Consider the following 16,206-nt stretch of genomic DNA (forward strand, 5'->3'; position numbering starts at 1 on the left):
TGGCGTGACGACCTGGCGCTGCCCCTGACGCGCGAGAGCCGCATTGTCGAAGCCGGCCACTTCATGCTGCAGCACGAGGTGAGCGGCCCGGTCAACGCCATCACGCATCTGGACGTGCTGGAGGTGCGTGGCATATGGGCCCGCTATGCCCTCAAACCCGTCACCGGCAAACGCCACCAGTTGCGCGTGCACATGGCCGCCTTGGGCCTGCCCATCCTCGGCGATGGCCTCTACCCGACCCTCACGCCCGAGGGACAAATCGACTACGCGCACCCACTGCAACTGCTGGCCAGGTCGATTGAGTTTGTGGACCCGCTGAGCGGCGAACCGAGGCGATTTGAAAGCCGGCGCGAATTACAGGGATTGGTGCAGGACGGCGGACGATAGAAGTCTTTTCGGCCTCTGGTTATTGAATTTGCGGCTGGCAGCGAAGCCGGGTAGACTGCGCGCCATCAGCGTGTCCCACTGCCCGATCGGAGACTCTCATGCGCCTGGCCACCTTCAACGTCGAAAACATGTTCGATCGCGCCAAAGCCCTGAACGGCAAAGACTGGGCCGAAGGCAAACCGGCACTGGAAGCTCAAAAAGAGCTTAACGTGCTATTCGAAAAGCCCGGCTACAGCGCCGCCGACAAGAAGCGCATGCTCAAGCTCATGACCGAAAACGGTCTTCTCAAAAGCGACGACAGCCCCATGCTCATGGTGCGCGTGATCCGGGGCCAGCTGATCAAGCGCCCCAGGGTAGGCGACGCTGAAATCGTCGCCACCGGGCGCAAAAGCTGGATCGGCTGGGTGGAACTCAAGACCGAACCGGTCAACGAAGTGGCCACTCTGAACACGGCCCGTGTGCTGTGTGCCGTGGGTGCGGACATCCAGGCGGTGATCGAGGCCGAAGACCGCACCACCTTGCGCCTGTTCAATGAGCAGGTGCTGACCCAGGTAGGCGGCAAGCCCTTCGATCATGTGATGCTGGTGGATGGCAACGACGATCGAGGGATCGATGTGGGCTTGCTGAGCCAGGCCAAGTACCCGATCGTGTCGATCCGCTCCCATGTGGATGACGTCGACGCCAAGGGGCAGATTTTCAGCCGGGACTGCGCCGAATATGAGATCGGCCTTCCCAACGGACGGCGCCTCTGGATCTTGCTCAATCACTTGAAGAGCAAGGGCTATGGCACTCAGGCGGCCAACGACGCCAAGCGCAAACGCCAGGCCCAGCGCGTGCGCGAACTCTATGACGCGCACCTTCAGGCCGGCGACAACCTCCTTGCGGTGATCGGGGATATGAACGAGAGCCCAGGCAATGCGCCCATGGACCCCTTGTTGCGGCAGGGCTCGACGCTCAAGGACATTTCCAGTCACACCAACTATGTCAGTGGTGGCAAGACCGGCACACACGGCAGCTGCGGGCCATCGGCCAAGCTGGACTACATTCTGTTGTCGCCGGACCTGTATGCCAAGGTCAAGGCGGCCGGGATCGAGCGCAAAGGCATGTGGGGCGGTGTCAACGGCACCTTGTGGCCCCACTTTGCAGAGCTGACCAGTGCCGACGAGGCCGCGTCGGACCATGCGGCGCTTTGGGCAGATTTGGATATTTGAAAGCGTTCGCCAGCTATCCACCGCGTAGCGCTTTGGTGGCCTATTCCGAGCCGGGATCGCAGGCAACCGCCAACCATCCGGATCGCGGCGCCCGCTTTATCAGCGTCGACAGCAGCGTCGCCACGTGCACCAGCAACAGGCGCATCAGGATAAATTACTGATTCGAAATTATAAGATTCACATACAATACATCTTATAACTTCGAAAGGCTATTTTTATGAGTTCCTGCGCCACCGGCCACGTCACCCCTGAAGCCCTTTATCCGTTTGATGCGCGCGGCGTTGCCAAGCGTTTCCGCCATGCCGCCATTTTTGGTGCGCTCGATTCGCTGCAGCCCGGTGAGACCATGCGTTTCTGCAACGACCACGACCCGATTCCCCTGCTGCACCAACTCACCGCCCGCTATGGCAACGACGTGTCGATTCAATACGTGCAGCGCGAACCCGGCGCCATCGTCATCGACTTCGCCCGCCTCTGATCGCTACAGCAAACCCCAGCTCGACGAATGCGTGAGCGCCACGCCCACGATGTAGCCGACGCTGAGCAGCGCCGCCACGAAGAACGGCAGTCGCTGCGACTGGGGCGTGTTCTTGCCCAAGGCCCGCATGCCCAGCAGGATGTAGGCCAGCAGCGCCAGCACTTTGGCCGTCAGCCAGCCGTTCACGAACGGGTATTGCCCGATGCGCCAGGCCAGCCACAGCGCGGAGCCCAGCAGCACCGTGTCCACGATGTGCGGCGCCACGCGCAGCACACGCCACTGACGCCAGGGCCGCGAGCTGAGCGCCAGCGACCCGCGAAAAATAAACAGACTGACACTGATCAGCACGCAAGTCACGTGCAGGTACTTGACCAAGAAATATTCCAACCGTCTTCTCCTTTAGGGCCAAGGCCAACGACCACTGCAAGCCCGACTCAAACAACTCACCTGCGCCTCACAGGCAGCGCTAGTTAATCCGCAGGAACAACGTGGAAAAACCACTGGCGGGGTACATTGCACCGGTCGGTGGTCTGTCCGGCAGCGGTTCGATCCGCGTCGTGCGCGCGAGCAATTCCTCCATCGCCACACGCAACTCCATGCGGGCCAGGGGAGCGCCCGGGCAAACGTGGATTCCAGTGCCATATAGCAGATTCTCGGCCGGATGACGGTCTATCCGAAACGCCTCCGGATCCTCGAAAACGCGACCATCCCGGTTGGCAGAGATCCAGTTCAGCGATATCCGTTCGTCGGCGTCGATCTTCCGACCCCCGATTTCCACCGGACGGGTCGTGATGCGCCGGTTGGCCACCAGCGGTCCGTGAATCCGGAGAATCTCTTCGATGGCATCGGGCAGTAGTGATGGCTGCATGCGCAGCCGCTGTTGCAGATCGGCGTGTTCACAGAGGTAGTGGGCCAGTATCCCGACTGCCGCCGAAATCGTACCGACCTCACCGACAGTCCAGTTGCGCAAGATGCTGACGATTTCTTCGTCCCGCAACGGTCGATCCCCTACCCGCTCCCGCAACAAGCTGGCGGTGATGTCGTCGATGACCTGCGCGCCGGCCGAACGCCGAACACGCAGCAACTCGCCAACGTAGCCCTCGAACTCATGGGCAACGTTTGCCATGGCCGCACGGTCTTGAGCAAGCGTCGCCCCGTGATTCCTCTGCATCCACAGATGCAGCGGTTCGTGCATATCCGCCGGCCAACCGAGAAAAGCACACTGAACCCGCACAGCGTACTCATGGGCGAACTCGGTGATGAGTTCTACCTCGACACGCTTCAGCAACGATTGGACAAGGTCCCCGGCAATCCTGCGACATTGCGGACGGAATGCATCCATGCGGTCCGGCCGAAAATAGGGCTCGATGACGCGGCGGTACGCGGTGTGCTCGGGCGGGTCCATTCCGTTCGGAACGGAGAGGTGTCTGGATACGACGCTGCTGAAGGTGCCGGGGTCGTTCAGAACGCGGACGATATCCTCGTGCCGAAACAAGGACCACCCCAGAAGGTCGCTGTGCGCGACCGGACACCGCTCGCGCATCTCATCGTAGGCTGCGCGCTGGTCGCGCAGGACAGCATCGGATGTCGGGTTCCAATCCTGCTCAAGCATATCGTTCATGTTCAATCCTTCCTGGCCGTTTCAAAGCGCAGTGTAAACAAGGTGAAGTGCAGATATCTTCGTAAGGTTGCTATCAGCCAAGCCAGTACCGCTGCCAGAGCCGCCGGTGTTGAGCCAGTGCAAGGTGCGTTAGCGCACAGACGCACGCTCCAATTGGCGCGTATCTTTCCCGCGGGAGCTGAGTTATGCGTCCTTTCTGTATGAGTAGCAACACCGGGGCGGACGAGCCGCTTATCTGCACGATCGGTCATTCCAATCGACTGCTAGACACGTTCCTTGATCTGCTTCAAAGCAATGAAATTGTCCGAGTCCTTGATGTGAGGACAGTACCGCGGTCGCGCCAAAATCCCCAGTTCAATCAAGACGCGCTCCCCGCGTCATTGGACGCTGTGCAGATTTCCTATACGCATCTTCCGGGTCTCGGAGGCTTGCGCCATGCGCGAGCCGATTCTCCAAACTCCGGCTGGCACAATCTTTCGTTTCGGGGCTATGCGGATTACATGCAGTCCACGGAGTTTGCCGACAACGTTCAATCGGTCGCGAACCTGGCGCGCACTACGCGTTGTGTCTTGATGTGCGCCGAAGCAGTTCCTTGGCGCTGCCATCGCTCGTTGATTGGCGACGCGCTGCTGGTCCGAGGTATTCACGTCGAGGACATCATTGGACCGAAGGGACGCAAACCCCATGTTCTAACCGCATTCGCTCACGTTGATGGGACGCAAGTCACCTATCCGCCGCCATGCCTGGCGGACATGAGCAGCGCAAGCGCATAAAGTTAACCATCCTGGGAAATATGCCATGGCACACAAATTCAAAGTCGGCGATCATGTGATCTGGAACTCGGAGGCGGGGCACGTCAGCGGAAAGATTATCAAGGTGCACACAAAAGACGTTGCTTACAAGGGCTATACGCATCATGCGAGCGAAGGTGAGCCGCAATACGAAATTCAAAGTGACAAAAGCGACCACATTGCGATGCACAAAGGGTCCGCGCTGAAAAAAACAGGCAACTGAGGTGCTGCTTGCAACATCACCGCATCGTGATCAGGAAGATAGTGTGACGATAACGGAATACCCCACGCTTGAAGGGTTGCTGGTGGCCGTGCGCAAATGCCGGTCTTGCGAGGCACATTTGCCGCTTGGGCCGCGTCCGGTGCTGCAAGTCGGCGAAGCGGCCCGCGTCCTCATTGTTGGTCAAGCGCCCGGCGTGCGAGTGCATGCGTCAGGGACGCCATGGTCTGATCCGAGCGGCGAGCGTCTGCGCAAGTGGATGGGCGTGGACACGACAAGGTTTTATGACGCATCGCAGTTTGCGATCATTCCGATGGGATATTGTTATCCGGGACGAGGCAAGAGCGGCGACTTGCCACCGCGCCGGGAATGCGCAACGTTGTGGCTCGATCATTTGCTGGCCAAGCTGCCGCGAATTGAATTGACTCTGCTGATCGGACTGCATGCGCAGCGACACTTTCTGGGCAACCGTCGCAAGCGGTCATTGACAGACACGGTCAAGGCGTGGCGCGAGTTTGCGCCTGACTATCTGCCGTTGCCGCACCCTTCGGCGCGCAACACGCCATGGTTCCAGCGCAATCCCTGGTTTGAACATGAACTCCTGCCCGGGCTGCGCGATCAGATCAACTCGCTTCAAGCGCCGGACTCAAACGGCCAAGTGTCGAGCAAAAACCCATGAGTCCGTCGCGGACAAAAACACATTGCCTTGAATTCACGCTTAAAGATGCATACAATATGAATCTATTAAGACGCGAACTTTAAACCGCGCCGCAATTTCATAAAGGCGCAGCATGACCCGCACTGACCAGGCCCCCGCTTTGAGCCAGGCTCTTGACGGCCCCTACCGTCACGGCTTTGTCACCGACATCGAATCGGACTCGCTGCCGCCGGGGCTTGACGAGCAGACGGTGCGCGAAATCTCGCGGCGCAAGCGCGAGCCCGACTTCCTCTTGCAGTGGCGCCTGAAAGCCTTTGCGCACTGGCTGACCCTGCCGCAGCCCCACTGGACCAAGCTACGCATGAACCCGGTGGACTTCCAGGCCTTGTGCTATTACTCAGCCCCCAAATCGCTCAAGGACGGACCCAAGAGCCTAGCCGAAGTCGATCCCAAGCTGCTGGAGACTTACGAGAAGCTCAACGTGCCTTTGCACGAGCGCGCGCGCCTGGCCGGCGTCGCGGTGGACGCCGTATTCGACTCGGTGTCGGTCGGCACCACGTTCCGCGAACAACTGGCCGAGGTCGGCGTCATCTTCAGCTCGTTCTCGCACGCGGTGGAGCACCACCCCGAACTGATCGAGCGCTACCTGGGCACGGTCGTGCCCATGGGCGACAACTTCTACGCCGCGCTGAATTCGGCGGTGTTTTCCGACGGCTCGTTTGTCTACATCCCCAAGGGTGTGCGTTGTCCGATGGAGCTGTCGTCCTACTTTCGCATCAACGCGCGCAACACCGGGCAGTTCGAACGCACCCTGATCATTGCGGAGGAAGGCAGCCACGTGAGCTACCTCGAAGGCTGCACCGCGCCGCAGCGCGACGAGAACCAGTTGCACGCGGCGGTGGTCGAGCTGGTGGCGCATGACGACGCCCACATCAAGTACTCCACCGTGCAGAACTGGTATCCGGGCGACGAGCACGGGCGCGGCGGCATTTACAACTTCGTCACCAAGCGCGGCCTCTGTGCGGGCAAGCGCTCGCACATCGCCTGGACGCAGGTGGAAACCGGCTCGGCCATCACCTGGAAATACCCCAGCGTGATCCTGCGCGGCGACGACTCCAGCGGCGAGTTCCATTCGATCGCGGTCGCCAACAACTTCCAGCAGGCCGACACCGGCACCAAGATGATTCACCTGGGACGCAACACCAAGAGCCGCATCGTCTCCAAGGGCATCAGCGCAGGACATGCGCACAACAGCTACCGCGGCCTGGTTCGCGTCGCAGCCACCGCGGCCAACGCTGGTAACCATACCCAGTGCGACTCGCTGCTGATTGGCCCGAACTGCGGCGCGCACACCTACCCGTATGTGGACGCGGCCCGCAGTGACGCGGTGGTGGAGCACGAAGCCACCACCACACGCATCTCCGAGGAGCGCCTGTTTTACTGCCAGCAACGCGGGCTCGACCCGCAAGAGGCGGCGGCCCTGATCGTAGGTGGCTTCTGCCAGGCCGTGCTCGAAAAGTTGCCCATGGAATTTGCGGTCGAGGCCAAGGCCTTGCTGGCGGTCTCGCTCGAAGGGGCGATCGGATGACATCCCAAATCAAAGGAAAAACCATGACCAACATATCATCCCTGCTCAGCGTGCGCAACCTGCGGGTTGAAGTGGGCGAACGCACCGTCCTGGACGGCATCTCGCTGGACGTCCCGGCCGGCGCCCTGGTGGTGCTGATGGGTGCCAACGGCAGCGGCAAGAGCACATTGGGTCTGACGCTGGCCGGCCACCCGCGCTATCGCGTCAGCGACGGCAGCGCGCAGTTCGACGGACACGACTTGCTGGCCCTCAAGCCCGAACAGCGGGCCCGTGCCGGCCTGTTTGTGTCCCTGCAATCGCCACCGGACATTCCGGGGGTGAAAAACGGCCTCTTTCTGCGCAGCGCGCTCAATGCCATCCGCGAGTCGCGCGGCGACACGCCGCTGGATGCGTTTGATTTTTTGAAGGGGGCACGCGGTCTGGCCAGCGAGCTGGGGCTGGACGCCAAGCTGCTGAGCCGCCCGGTCAACGAGGGCTTTTCCGGCGGCGAACGCAAGCGCAACGAATTGCTGCAACTCGCCATGCTGAAACCACGACTGGCCCTGCTTGATGAGATCGACTCAGGGCTGGACGTGGACGGCGTGCGGGCGGTCGTCAAACTGGTGCAGGCCATGCGCGCGCAGGGCACGGCCTTTATCGTGGTGTCCCACTACCTGCAACTGATCGAATCGCTGACGCCAGATGCCGTGCTGCGCCTCGACCAGGGCCGCATTGCCGAGACCGGCACGCTGGCGCTGGCGCAAGAAATTGCACGCACCGGCTTTGCCCGCAACGCCCAAGTGGCGGAGGTGTGAGATGACCCGCAACCCCTGCCCCGACGCCACCGCAGCCCGCCAACGGCTGGCCAGCCATGGCTGGATTGATCGCAAGGCCGAGAACTTCCGCCATCTGCCGCCTCCCGCACTGGCGGTCTGGCTGCCCGACACCTCTGTAGCGAGTGCGCCAACCGTCGGCTGGAGCGTGCAGGCCTTGGACCCGGCACAAAAAAACCAGTTTCAGGCCCAATGGCTCAACCCGGCCGAGCCCGAGCAGCGTAGCGCACTGTACGAGGGCCTGCCCTGGCCCGATGAGGGTGACGCGGCGCACTTTGGCTGGGTCCACCGCGCCACCTGCCAGCGCGGTCTGCGCCTGCATATAGGCGAACCCCTCGCGACCCGGCCCGCGTCGCAGCAAACCATTCAACTGGTGTTGCGCATGCAACCGGCGGCACTCTTTGATGCGCCCTTGCTGGTAATCGATGTCGCCGCCGGCGTGCACTGCGTGCTGCTGGAGCGACACGACTTCGACACGACCCGCGCCGCTGGCGTGCAAAACCTGGACCTGCACATCCGGCTGGGACGCGGTGCGCACCTGCAACATCTGCGCGCTGTCAGCCCGGCACCGGCCGACCGGCTGGCACACCAGATCCACGTCCAGCTGGCGCAGGATGCCCACTACGACCAGGTCTTGCTTGCCTCGGGCAGTGCCTACCATCTGCAGCGCACACAGGTGGACCTGAGTCAGCCAGGCAGCCAGGCCCGCCTGGGCTCGGCGCTGCTGGTGGCGGACGCCACGCTGGATCAGCAAGTCGAGCTGTCGCACGGTGCGGCCCATACCCACAGCGCGGTCGAAGCACTGGTGCTTGCCAGCGGCAAAGCCCTGGCGGTCGTCAACGCCCACACCCGGATTGCGTCCGGTGCTGACGAAGCTGCCGTGCGCCAGCGCCTGAGCGCCATTCCCACCAGCGGCCAGCCGCGCGTGGTGTTGCGTCCGCACATGGAAATCCACCATGACCAAGTACAGGCGGCGCACGGCGCCACCTTTGGTGCGCTGCCGGAAGACGCCCTGTTCTATGCCCGTCAGCGCGGACTGGACGAGGCCAGCGCGCTGGCCCTGATTCTGGAAGGCCTGCAAAGAGCGGTGCTGGAGCGCGCCCTGGATGACCCCGAAATCCTGCAGACCATGCAGCTCGATGCGCTGCTGGCGCGCATGACCCGCCAACATCTGGCGCAGGTGCAACCATGAACATGCGCCATCCCCTTCTCCACAACACTGACACGGGCGCCGCGGCGGCAACGCAGTTTCCGATTCTGGCGCAGCGCGTCAACGGCCAGCCGCTGGCCTACCTGGACAACGCCGCCACCACGCAAACGCCACGGGCGGTGCTGGATGCGATGCGGGAATTCGAGACCCATGATCGCGCCAACATCCACCGCGGTGTGCACACTCTGAGCCAGCGCGCCACCGACGCGTTTGAACTCGCGCGTGCGCAAGTCAAACGCTTTGTCGGCGCCTCGCAGGCGCACGAGCTGGTGTTCACCTCAGGCACCACTGACGCCCTCAATCTGGTGGCACAAGGCTTGTCACTGGGTCTTGAAGGGCGGGCCGTGCTGGGCCCTGGGGACGAGATCATCGTCAGCGGTCTGGAACATCACGCCAACCTGGTCCCCTGGCAACAAGCCGCGCGGCGCACCGGGGCGACGCTGCGCATTCTGCTGCCCGACGCAAAAGGCCAGCTGGACGAGGACGCGCTCGCGCGTCTGCTCTCGCCCCACACCCAGGTGTTTGCCCTCACCGCCTGCTCCAACGCCAGTGGCGAGCGTCCGCCTTATGAGGCGCTATTGGCCTTGGCGAGTGAGGCGGGCGCGCTCACCGTGCTCGACGCGGCACAAGCGGTCAGCCACGGCGCCATCGATCTGCAGACGCTGGCGTGCGACTTCATGGCCTTCTCGGCCCACAAGATGTACGGCCCCATGGGCATGGGCGCGCTGGTGGGCAGGCGCAGCGCACTGGAGCGATTGACGCCTTTGCGCTTCGGTGGCGACATGGTGCAATCCGTCAGCTTCGCCGAGGCCGTGTTTGCCGAACTGCCAGCCCGGCTGGAAGGGGGCACCCCGAACGTGGCGGGTGCCGTGGGCCTGGCCGCCGCCGTGGCCTACCTTGAATCGATCGGCCACAGCGCGATAGAGGCGCACCTCTCGGACTTGCGCCAGCACGCGGTGCAGGGCTTAAGCCAGATCGACGGCATCACGGTGTTGTCACCGCACTGCAACGCCAGCGCCATCGTCTCGTTTGTCGTCGATGGCGTCCACCCGCATGACATCGGCACCCTGCTGGACGCGCGCGGCATTGCCGTGCGCACCGGCCACCATTGCGCCCAGCCGCTGCTGGACCATCTGGGCCTGGGACCCACCACGCGCGCCTCCTTTGCTGTGTACAACACGCACGAGGAAGTGGACCGTCTGCTGGCTGGTGTGACCCACGCCATCGGGGTACTGCGATGAGTGCCGACCTCGATCTATACCAGGACATCGTGCTCGAACACAAGCGCGCACCGCGCAACTTTGGTGCCCTGGCGTCCGCCACGCACCGGGCCCAAGGCACCAATCCGCAATGCGGCGACCAGATCAGCGTCGCGCTGCAAGTCGCGCAGGACCGGATTGTGGATGTGCGCTTCCAGGGACAGGGTTGCGCCATCTGCATGGCATCGACCTCCATGATGACCGAGGCCATCAAGGGCGCTGATGTGCAAGCCGCCCGGCAATTGCAGCAGCGCTTTCGTGCCGTCCTCACCGGCACCGAAGAAGCCGATGAAACCTACCTGGGCAAGCTCGTCAGTCTGGCCGGGGTGGCGCGCTACCCCAACCGCATCAAGTGTGCCCTGCTGGGCTGGCACGCACTGGGGCATGCTTTGCAAACACCGCTAGCCACCACCGCACCGGAGCACACTGCGTCATGAGTCGTCGTCAGCGCGAAACTGTCGTCATCCGCCGCACTGTGCGCGCCGAGTTGATCCCGGATGGCACGGTGGTGGAACTGCCCGCCGACACGGTGGCCCAGATCACCCAGGCGCTGGGTTCCTCGTTCACGCTTTACGTCGACGGCTACCTGTTGCGCATCGCAGGCAACGATGCCGACGCCATCGGCAAGGAGCCACCAGCACCGCTGGTCATTCCCGACGATGTGAGCCCACGGGATTTGCAAGGCCTGGTTTGGCAAACCCTCAAGACCTGCTACGACCCCGAGATCCCGATCGACATCGTCGAGCTCGGGCTGGTCTATGTGTGCGACGTCCTGCCTCTGGATGAAGAGCGCTATCGCGTGTCGCTCAAGATGACTGTTACCGCCCCCGGTTGCGGCATGGGCGAAGGCATTGCGCAAGAGGTGCAGGACAAACTCGAAGCCTTGCCGCGCGTGGCCCAGGTGGATGTTGAGATCGTGTTCGATCCACCGTGGGACCGCTCTATGATGTCCGAAGAGGCTGAGCTGGTGCTCGGACTGTGAAGATCCAACTCCCCATTGACCGTCAGGAAACCCATGAAGCCCAACATATTGCTGCTCGAAGACATCCATACCAGCGCCACGCCCATTTTGCAGGGCATCCCCGGCGCCACCATCGTGCGCCTCAAACACGCGCCCTCCGTCGAAGAGCTGCACACCCTGCTGGCCGATGTGCACGTGCTGGGTCTGCGTTCGCGCACGCCGCTCACGCGCGAGGTGCTGGAACAAGCGCCAAAGCTGCGCGCGGTGGGTGCCTATTGCACCGGCACCAACAACATTGATCTGGCAGCGGCGTCCGAACTGGGGGTTGCGGTCTTCAACGGTCCGTTCTCCAATACGCGCTCGGTGGCCGAGCTGGTCATTGGCCACGCCATCCACCTGCTGCGGCGCGTGCCGGAACGCCACGCGGCGGCCCGGCGCGGCGTCTGGATGAAAGACGCCAAGGGTGCCAACGAAGTGCGCGGCAAGACGCTGGGCATCGTGGGCTACGGCAAGATCGGCACCCAGACCGGGCTGCTGGCCGAGGCTATTGGCATGCGGGTGATCTACTTCGACATTGAAGCCCGCTTGCCCCTGGGCAACGCCACGCCCACAAGCAGCCTCGAAGCCCTGCTGGGCGAAGCCGATGTGGTAACCCTGCACGTACCCCAGACCGAACGCACCAGAAACCTCATCAACGCGCAGCGCCTGGCTCAAATGAAGGACGGAGCCGCGCTGATCAACCTCGCGCGCGGCCATGCCGTGGACATTGAGGCGCTGGCGCAAGCACTGGCCGGGCCGCGCCTGCGTGGGGCCGCAATCGATGTCTTCCCGCGCGAACCGGCTTCGGCCGCCGAAGCCTTCGAGTCGCCGTTGCGGGCTTTGGACAAGGTGATCCTGACACCGCATGTGGGCGGCTCCACGGTCGAGGCGCAGCGCAACCTGGGGGTTGAAGTATCCGAGAAGTTGCGCGACTACCTGATGACGGGCGCCATCCGCGGCAGCGTCAACCTGCCCGAACTCTCGGTGGGCTCATTGCGCGCGCCCTCGCGGTTGGTGCACATCCATCGAGATCGTCCCGGCGTCATGGCGCATGTCAACAGTGAGCTCAGTTCGGCGGGCCTCAACGTCTCGCTGCTGCATCTGGAAACCCAGGGTGGTTTTGGCGTGGCGGTGATCGATGTCAGCGCCGCGATGGACGCAGCCACCCTCGCCCGCCTTGAAGCCATTGAAGGCACGGTGCGGGTGTTTACCGTGCTGTCCTCCAAGCCCTGACAGCGGCGCCTCAGCCGTCCTTGCCATCCAGTCGGGTGCTCATCAGCCAGGGCGTGAATCGCCACAGGTAGATGGCAAACGCAGCACTCCAGGCGACGGCAGCGCCGACCAGGGCGTGGACGTACAGCGAGGGGGCCACCAAGGGCAGCAGCACGCGCAGCACGGCAGCGGTCATCACCAGCGCATAGGCCAGCACTTCCGCCTTCGATGCCATCAAAGGCCTGCCGGTATGGCCGCGCGCGGTGCGGGTGATCATGCCGATAATGAGGCCGCCCGTGGCGCCTACCGCCAGCGCGTGCACGCCGGCAGAAACGGGCACCAGGCCGATCTGGGCCAGTGCCAGCAGCGCCAGTCCAACCGGGAACCAGGCGTAAGCGGCATGAAGAATCCACAAAATCGGGCGCTTCACGGTGACGGCGGGACGCCAGAGCAACAAACGCCGGACATGCAAAGCACTGGCGAGCGCCAGCACAATCAGGCCGACCGCGCTGGCAGGCGCAAACACCCACAGTGCCAAACCCAGCCCGGTGGCGCCCAGGGTGACGCGCTCGACCCAAACCACGGCCACCAACTTCAAGCCGGGCGTGACACTCATGGTGAAAGCAGGAATAACCCGCCCCGCCATCACACATTCAATCATCACGATCAGGCCCAGACCGGCATAAAGCGGGGTGATGGCAGGCACCTTCAGCACGCCCATGACCGCCAGATGGAAAACCAGATTGGCTGACGCCAGCAAGCCCAAAATGAGGGCGAGCGGCAGGTTGCGGTGATTGCGCGCACGCAACAGCACGTTAACCAAAATGGCGGCCACCAGAGGCAGTAGCGCGACATCCAGCACCGCATACACCCCGTAAGGCCCCGCCACCGAGGCCACGCGTGCGGCCAGCCACAGCAAGACCAGGGCTCCCAGCCAGGGGCCGCGCGGCGTGGCCAGCCCGGTCCAGGCTTTGCCGGCCGTCAACAGGAAGCCCACGATGATGGCCGCCGCGAAGCCAAACAACATCTCATGGGCATGCCACAGCAGGGGCGGCGCGTTCGGCGTCAAATTCACTTGACCGAGGAACATGGCCACCCACAGGGGCACGATCAGTGCCGCAAGCAGCGCGCCACCGACATAGAAAGGCCGAAAACCGAGTCGCAACAAGGGCAGGCCCAGGGGCAGCTGGGCGGCGGCTTTGACTTGTTCGAAGATGGGCAACGAATCTGGTTTCATGGTGTGGGATCACAAACAATAAGTTAGTACACGTCAAGGATTATGATTAAATGCATTTTACATACATCTTAAATGTCAGGTATGTCATAAAATGATCTTTAACGCAAACTTTGGAAGAACCCCATGAGACTGACGGACTACACCGACTACACCCTGCGGGTTCTGATGTTCTGCGCGCTCCACCCCGAGCGGTCGGTCACCATTGCCGAGTTGGCCGAAAGCCACGCCGTTTCCAAAAACCATTTGATGAAGATCGTCAACGATCTGGCGCGCCAGGGTTTGCTGCAGACCACCCGCGGGCGCGGCGGCGGTTTGCGCTTACTCAAACCAGCGGCTGACATCCGCATTGGTGATGTCGTGCGCCAATCTGAAACAGATTTCCGGCTGGTCGAGTGCTTCGACGCCAGCCACAACGCCTGCACGCTCACCGCCCATTGCCAATTGAAGCAGGTTTTCAAAACAGCCCTGCAAAGTTATTTTGACGAACTGGACAAGGTCACGCTGGCCGACGTCACCCGCGTGACACCTCCCAGCCTCCTAGCCGGCCGCCGCAGTGTGCGCATCGTGCCGGTGAGCGACATCACACGGCCGGTGTCGATTGAATTGCCCCCCAGAAAGAAACCGGCTGCCAAAACACCAGCTCGGGTTAAGGCGGTACGCAACACTTCGTCTACCCGCGTATAGGGCCGGCTTTCACCTTTTTTACAAACAAATCAGGCCCTAGCCCGCGTAATATAATCGTAGGCAGCTACACTTTTAGTAGCAAGTCACAGCTTGGCAGTGACCCAAACCAGCACGCTGCCCAGTGCAGCGGCCAGTTTCGCCGACTCAGTGCCACCGGCCATGGCCATGTCGGGCTTGCCGCCGCCTTTGCCGCCGACTTGGGCTGCGACAAAGTTGACCAGTTCGCCGGCCTTGACTTTGCCGGTGGTATCCGAGGTCACGCCCGCCGCAATCTGCACCTTGTCGCCGTCCACGGCACCCAGCACGATGACCGCGGTTTTGAGTTTGTCCTTGAGCTTGTCCATGGTGTCGCGCAGCGTCTTGCTGTCAGCGCCTTCGAGCCGGGCTGCCAGCACCTTGACACCGTTGACCTCGACCGCCTGGGTCACCAGTTCATCGCCCTGGGCGGACGCCAGCTTGCCCTTGAGCGCGGCGATTTCCTTCTCCAGCACCTTGACGTGATCCAGCACATGGACAATGCGCTCATTGATCTCCACCACCGGTGCCTTGAGTGTGCCCGCCACTTGCGTGACCGTGTCTTCGAGGTCCTGCAGATAGCTCAGCGCATTCTGGCCGGTGACGGCCTCGATACGCCGCACGCCGGAGGCCACGCCGCTTTCCGCGACCACCTTGAACAGGCCGATGTCGCCGGTGCGGGCAACGTGGGTGCCGCCGCACAGCTCGCGGCTGGCACCGATGTCCAGCACGCGCACCGACTCCCCGTACTTCTCGCCGAACAGCATCATGGCGCCGGTCGCCTGCGCCGATTCGATGCCCATCACACGCGCCTGGGTAGCGGCGTTGCTCAGAATTTCAGCATTGACGCGGGCCTCGATCTCGCGGATTTGTTCGTCGGTCACGGGGGCGTTGTGGGCAAAGTCGAAGCGGGTGCGCTCCGCATTCACCAAGCTGCCCTTTTGCTGCACATGCTCGCCCAGCACTTCGCGCAGGGCTTTGTGCATCAGGTGGGTCACGCTGTGGTTGCGCTCGGTGGCGGCACGCACGGTCGCGTTGACGTGGGCGGTGACGGCATCACCGACCCTGAGCGTGCCGGTATTCAGCGTGCCATGGTGGCCGAAGACATCGGCCTTGATCTTCTGGGTATCAAGCACTTCAAACAAGGCGGTATCGCAGAAGATGGCACCCTCGTCACCGACCTGCCCGCCGCTCTCGCTGTAAAACGGAGTGGTGTCCAGCACAACGACCCCCGCCTGACCGGTTTTTAGCTCGTCAGCCCTCGTCCCGTCTACATAGAGCGCTACAACTTTGCTAGCATTCGTCAGGCTGTCATAGCCGACAAAGTCATTGCTGTCACCGCTGTATTCCAGCGCGCGGTCCATCCGGAATTTGCCAGCCGCACGGCCCTGGGCTTTTTGCTTTTCCATGGCGGCGTGGAAGCCGACTTCATCCACACTCAAGCCGCGTTCGCGGCACACATCGGCCGACAGATCGAGCGGAAAGCCGAAGGTGTCGTGCAGCTTGAAGGCCACGTCGCCAGGCAGAACCTTGGCGCCATCGGCCAGGGCCGCGTCCAGAATTTCCATGCCGTTTTCCAGCGTCTCAAAGAAGCGCTCTTCTTCGGCCTTCAGCACCTCGATGATGCGTTTCTCTTCCGACCGGAGCCGGGGATAAGCCTCGCCCATCAGCGCCACCAGATCGGGCACCAGTTTGTGGAAAAACGGTGTCTTTCGGTCCAGCTTGTAGCCGTGGCGGATGGCGCGGCGAATGATGCGGCGCTGCACATAGCCGCGCCCCTCGTTGGATGGCAGCACGCCGTCGCTCACCAAGAACGCGGTGGC

Annotated in this window: 17 protein-coding genes and 1 pseudogene; 14 read left to right on the plus strand and 4 right to left on the minus strand. The window is 62.6% G+C overall.

The genetic code is table 11. The annotated features are described in order from the left end of the window. From B3V69_RS10345 to B3V69_RS10355, 3 genes and pseudogenes are all read left to right on the plus strand, one after another. Positions 1-387, plus strand: a pseudogene (locus B3V69_RS10345) (pseudouridine synthase); the annotation flags it as partial. A gap of 98 nt (positions 388-485) precedes the next feature. Continuing rightward, positions 486-1,598: an endonuclease/exonuclease/phosphatase family protein gene (locus B3V69_RS10350; protein WP_296446268.1), complete on the plus strand. Its 1,113-nt coding sequence runs from the start codon at positions 486-488 to the stop codon at positions 1,596-1,598. Positions 1,599-1,815: 217 nt separating this feature from the next. Continuing rightward, positions 1,816-2,076 carry a DUF2249 domain-containing protein gene (locus tag B3V69_RS10355; protein ID WP_296446269.1) on the plus strand — a complete coding sequence of 87 codons (261 nt, stop codon included), beginning with the start codon at positions 1,816-1,818 and terminating at the stop codon, positions 2,074-2,076. Positions 2,077-2,079: 3 nt separating this feature from the next. On the opposite strand, the gene B3V69_RS10360 is transcribed toward B3V69_RS10355, so the two are convergent. Together B3V69_RS10360 and B3V69_RS10365 are read right to left on the minus strand one after the other, a co-directional pair. Continuing rightward, the gene (locus tag B3V69_RS10360) at positions 2,080-2,463 is read right to left on the minus strand and encodes a SirB2 family protein (protein ID WP_296446271.1); all 384 of its coding nucleotides are present in this window, start codon (positions 2,461-2,463) and stop codon (positions 2,080-2,082) included. Positions 2,464-2,542: 79 nt separating this feature from the next. Then, entirely contained in the window at positions 2,543-3,697 is a 1,155-nt protein-coding gene (locus B3V69_RS10365; RefSeq protein ID WP_296446272.1) for a cytochrome P450, read from the minus strand. A gap of 200 nt (positions 3,698-3,897) precedes the next feature. Between B3V69_RS10365 and B3V69_RS10370 the strand changes: the two genes are divergently transcribed. From B3V69_RS10370 to serA, 10 genes are all read left to right on the plus strand, one after another. Beyond that, positions 3,898-4,470 carry a DUF488 family protein gene (locus B3V69_RS10370; RefSeq protein ID WP_296446274.1) on the plus strand — a complete coding sequence of 191 codons (573 nt, stop codon included), beginning with the start codon at positions 3,898-3,900 and terminating at the stop codon, positions 4,468-4,470. Positions 4,471-4,495: 25 nt separating this feature from the next. Next, positions 4,496-4,711: a DUF2945 domain-containing protein gene (locus tag B3V69_RS10375; RefSeq protein WP_296446276.1), complete on the plus strand. Its 216-nt coding sequence runs from the start codon at positions 4,496-4,498 to the stop codon at positions 4,709-4,711. 43 nt (positions 4,712-4,754) lie between these two features. Next, complete coding sequence (locus B3V69_RS10380) at positions 4,755-5,387, plus strand: uracil-DNA glycosylase family protein (protein WP_296446278.1); 633 nt, start codon at positions 4,755-4,757, stop codon at positions 5,385-5,387. Positions 5,388-5,499: 112 nt separating this feature from the next. Continuing rightward, complete coding sequence (gene sufB, locus B3V69_RS10385; RefSeq protein ID WP_296446280.1) at positions 5,500-6,954, plus strand: Fe-S cluster assembly protein SufB; 1,455 nt, start codon at positions 5,500-5,502, stop codon at positions 6,952-6,954. Between the two features lie 23 nt (positions 6,955-6,977). Next, positions 6,978-7,748 (plus strand): Fe-S cluster assembly ATPase SufC, encoded by a 771-nt coding sequence (sufC, locus tag B3V69_RS10390; protein ID WP_296446281.1) that lies wholly within the window; start codon positions 6,978-6,980, stop codon positions 7,746-7,748. A 1-nt stretch (position 7,749) separates the two neighbouring features. Continuing rightward, positions 7,750-8,958: a SufD family Fe-S cluster assembly protein gene (locus B3V69_RS10395; RefSeq protein WP_296446283.1), complete on the plus strand. Its 1,209-nt coding sequence runs from the start codon at positions 7,750-7,752 to the stop codon at positions 8,956-8,958. Beyond that, entirely contained in the window at positions 8,955-10,217 is a 1,263-nt protein-coding gene (locus B3V69_RS10400) for an aminotransferase class V-fold PLP-dependent enzyme (protein WP_414707509.1), read from the plus strand. The genes B3V69_RS10395 and B3V69_RS10400 overlap by 4 nt, the downstream gene beginning before the upstream one ends. Then, positions 10,214-10,672, plus strand: a complete 459-nt coding sequence (gene sufU, locus B3V69_RS10405; protein WP_296446285.1) for a Fe-S cluster assembly sulfur transfer protein SufU — start codon at positions 10,214-10,216, stop codon at positions 10,670-10,672. Before B3V69_RS10400 ends, sufU begins: the two co-directional genes overlap by 4 nt. Further along, complete coding sequence (sufT, locus tag B3V69_RS10410; RefSeq protein WP_296446287.1) at positions 10,669-11,217, plus strand: putative Fe-S cluster assembly protein SufT; 549 nt, start codon at positions 10,669-10,671, stop codon at positions 11,215-11,217. Before sufU ends, sufT begins: the two co-directional genes overlap by 4 nt. A gap of 33 nt (positions 11,218-11,250) precedes the next feature. Then, positions 11,251-12,468, plus strand: a complete 1,218-nt coding sequence (serA, locus tag B3V69_RS10415; RefSeq protein WP_296446289.1) for a phosphoglycerate dehydrogenase — start codon at positions 11,251-11,253, stop codon at positions 12,466-12,468. Positions 12,469-12,478: 10 nt separating this feature from the next. On the opposite strand, the gene B3V69_RS10420 is transcribed toward serA, so the two are convergent. Continuing rightward, positions 12,479-13,684 carry an NnrS family protein gene (locus B3V69_RS10420; RefSeq protein WP_296446291.1) on the minus strand — a complete coding sequence of 402 codons (1,206 nt, stop codon included), beginning with the start codon at positions 13,682-13,684 and terminating at the stop codon, positions 12,479-12,481. Positions 13,685-13,807: 123 nt separating this feature from the next. On the opposite strand from B3V69_RS10420, the gene B3V69_RS10425 reads away from it, so the two are divergent. Then, positions 13,808-14,368 carry an Rrf2 family transcriptional regulator gene (locus tag B3V69_RS10425; RefSeq protein WP_296446293.1) on the plus strand — a complete coding sequence of 187 codons (561 nt, stop codon included), beginning with the start codon at positions 13,808-13,810 and terminating at the stop codon, positions 14,366-14,368. An 83-nt stretch (positions 14,369-14,451) separates the two neighbouring features. Here B3V69_RS10425 and alaS read toward each other — a convergent pair. After that, positions 14,452-16,206: alanine--tRNA ligase (gene alaS / locus B3V69_RS10430; RefSeq protein WP_296446294.1), on the minus strand; the 1,755-nt coding region annotated here is incomplete at its 5' end.

Source organism: Rhodoferax sp. UBA5149 (assembly GCF_002413825.1).
Taxonomy (GTDB): domain Bacteria; phylum Pseudomonadota; class Gammaproteobacteria; order Burkholderiales; family Burkholderiaceae_C; genus Rhodoferax.

Coding starts and splice junctions, on each gene's coding strand:
- serA (WP_296446289.1), top strand. CDS start 11,251: ATGAAGCCCAACATATTGCTGCTCGAAGACATCCATACCAGCGCCACG.
- sufC (WP_296446281.1), top strand. CDS start 6,978: ATGACCAACATATCATCCCTGCTCAGCGTGCGCAACCTGCGGGTTGAA.
- B3V69_RS10425 (WP_296446293.1), top strand. CDS start 13,808: ATGAGACTGACGGACTACACCGACTACACCCTGCGGGTTCTGATGTTC.
- B3V69_RS10375 (WP_296446276.1), top strand. CDS start 4,496: ATGGCACACAAATTCAAAGTCGGCGATCATGTGATCTGGAACTCGGAG.
- B3V69_RS10395 (WP_296446283.1), top strand. CDS start 7,750: ATGACCCGCAACCCCTGCCCCGACGCCACCGCAGCCCGCCAACGGCTG.
- B3V69_RS10365 (WP_296446272.1), bottom strand. CDS start 3,697: ATGAACGATATGCTTGAGCAGGATTGGAACCCGACATCCGATGCTGTC.
- B3V69_RS10355 (WP_296446269.1), top strand. CDS start 1,816: ATGAGTTCCTGCGCCACCGGCCACGTCACCCCTGAAGCCCTTTATCCG.
- sufU (WP_296446285.1), top strand. CDS start 10,214: ATGAGTGCCGACCTCGATCTATACCAGGACATCGTGCTCGAACACAAG.
- B3V69_RS10350 (WP_296446268.1), top strand. CDS start 486: ATGCGCCTGGCCACCTTCAACGTCGAAAACATGTTCGATCGCGCCAAA.
- B3V69_RS10420 (WP_296446291.1), bottom strand. CDS start 13,684: ATGAAACCAGATTCGTTGCCCATCTTCGAACAAGTCAAAGCCGCCGCC.
- sufT (WP_296446287.1), top strand. CDS start 10,669: ATGAGTCGTCGTCAGCGCGAAACTGTCGTCATCCGCCGCACTGTGCGC.
- B3V69_RS10400 (WP_414707509.1), top strand. CDS start 8,955: ATGAACATGCGCCATCCCCTTCTCCACAACACTGACACGGGCGCCGCG.
- sufB (WP_296446280.1), top strand. CDS start 5,500: ATGACCCGCACTGACCAGGCCCCCGCTTTGAGCCAGGCTCTTGACGGC.
- B3V69_RS10370 (WP_296446274.1), top strand. CDS start 3,898: ATGAGTAGCAACACCGGGGCGGACGAGCCGCTTATCTGCACGATCGGT.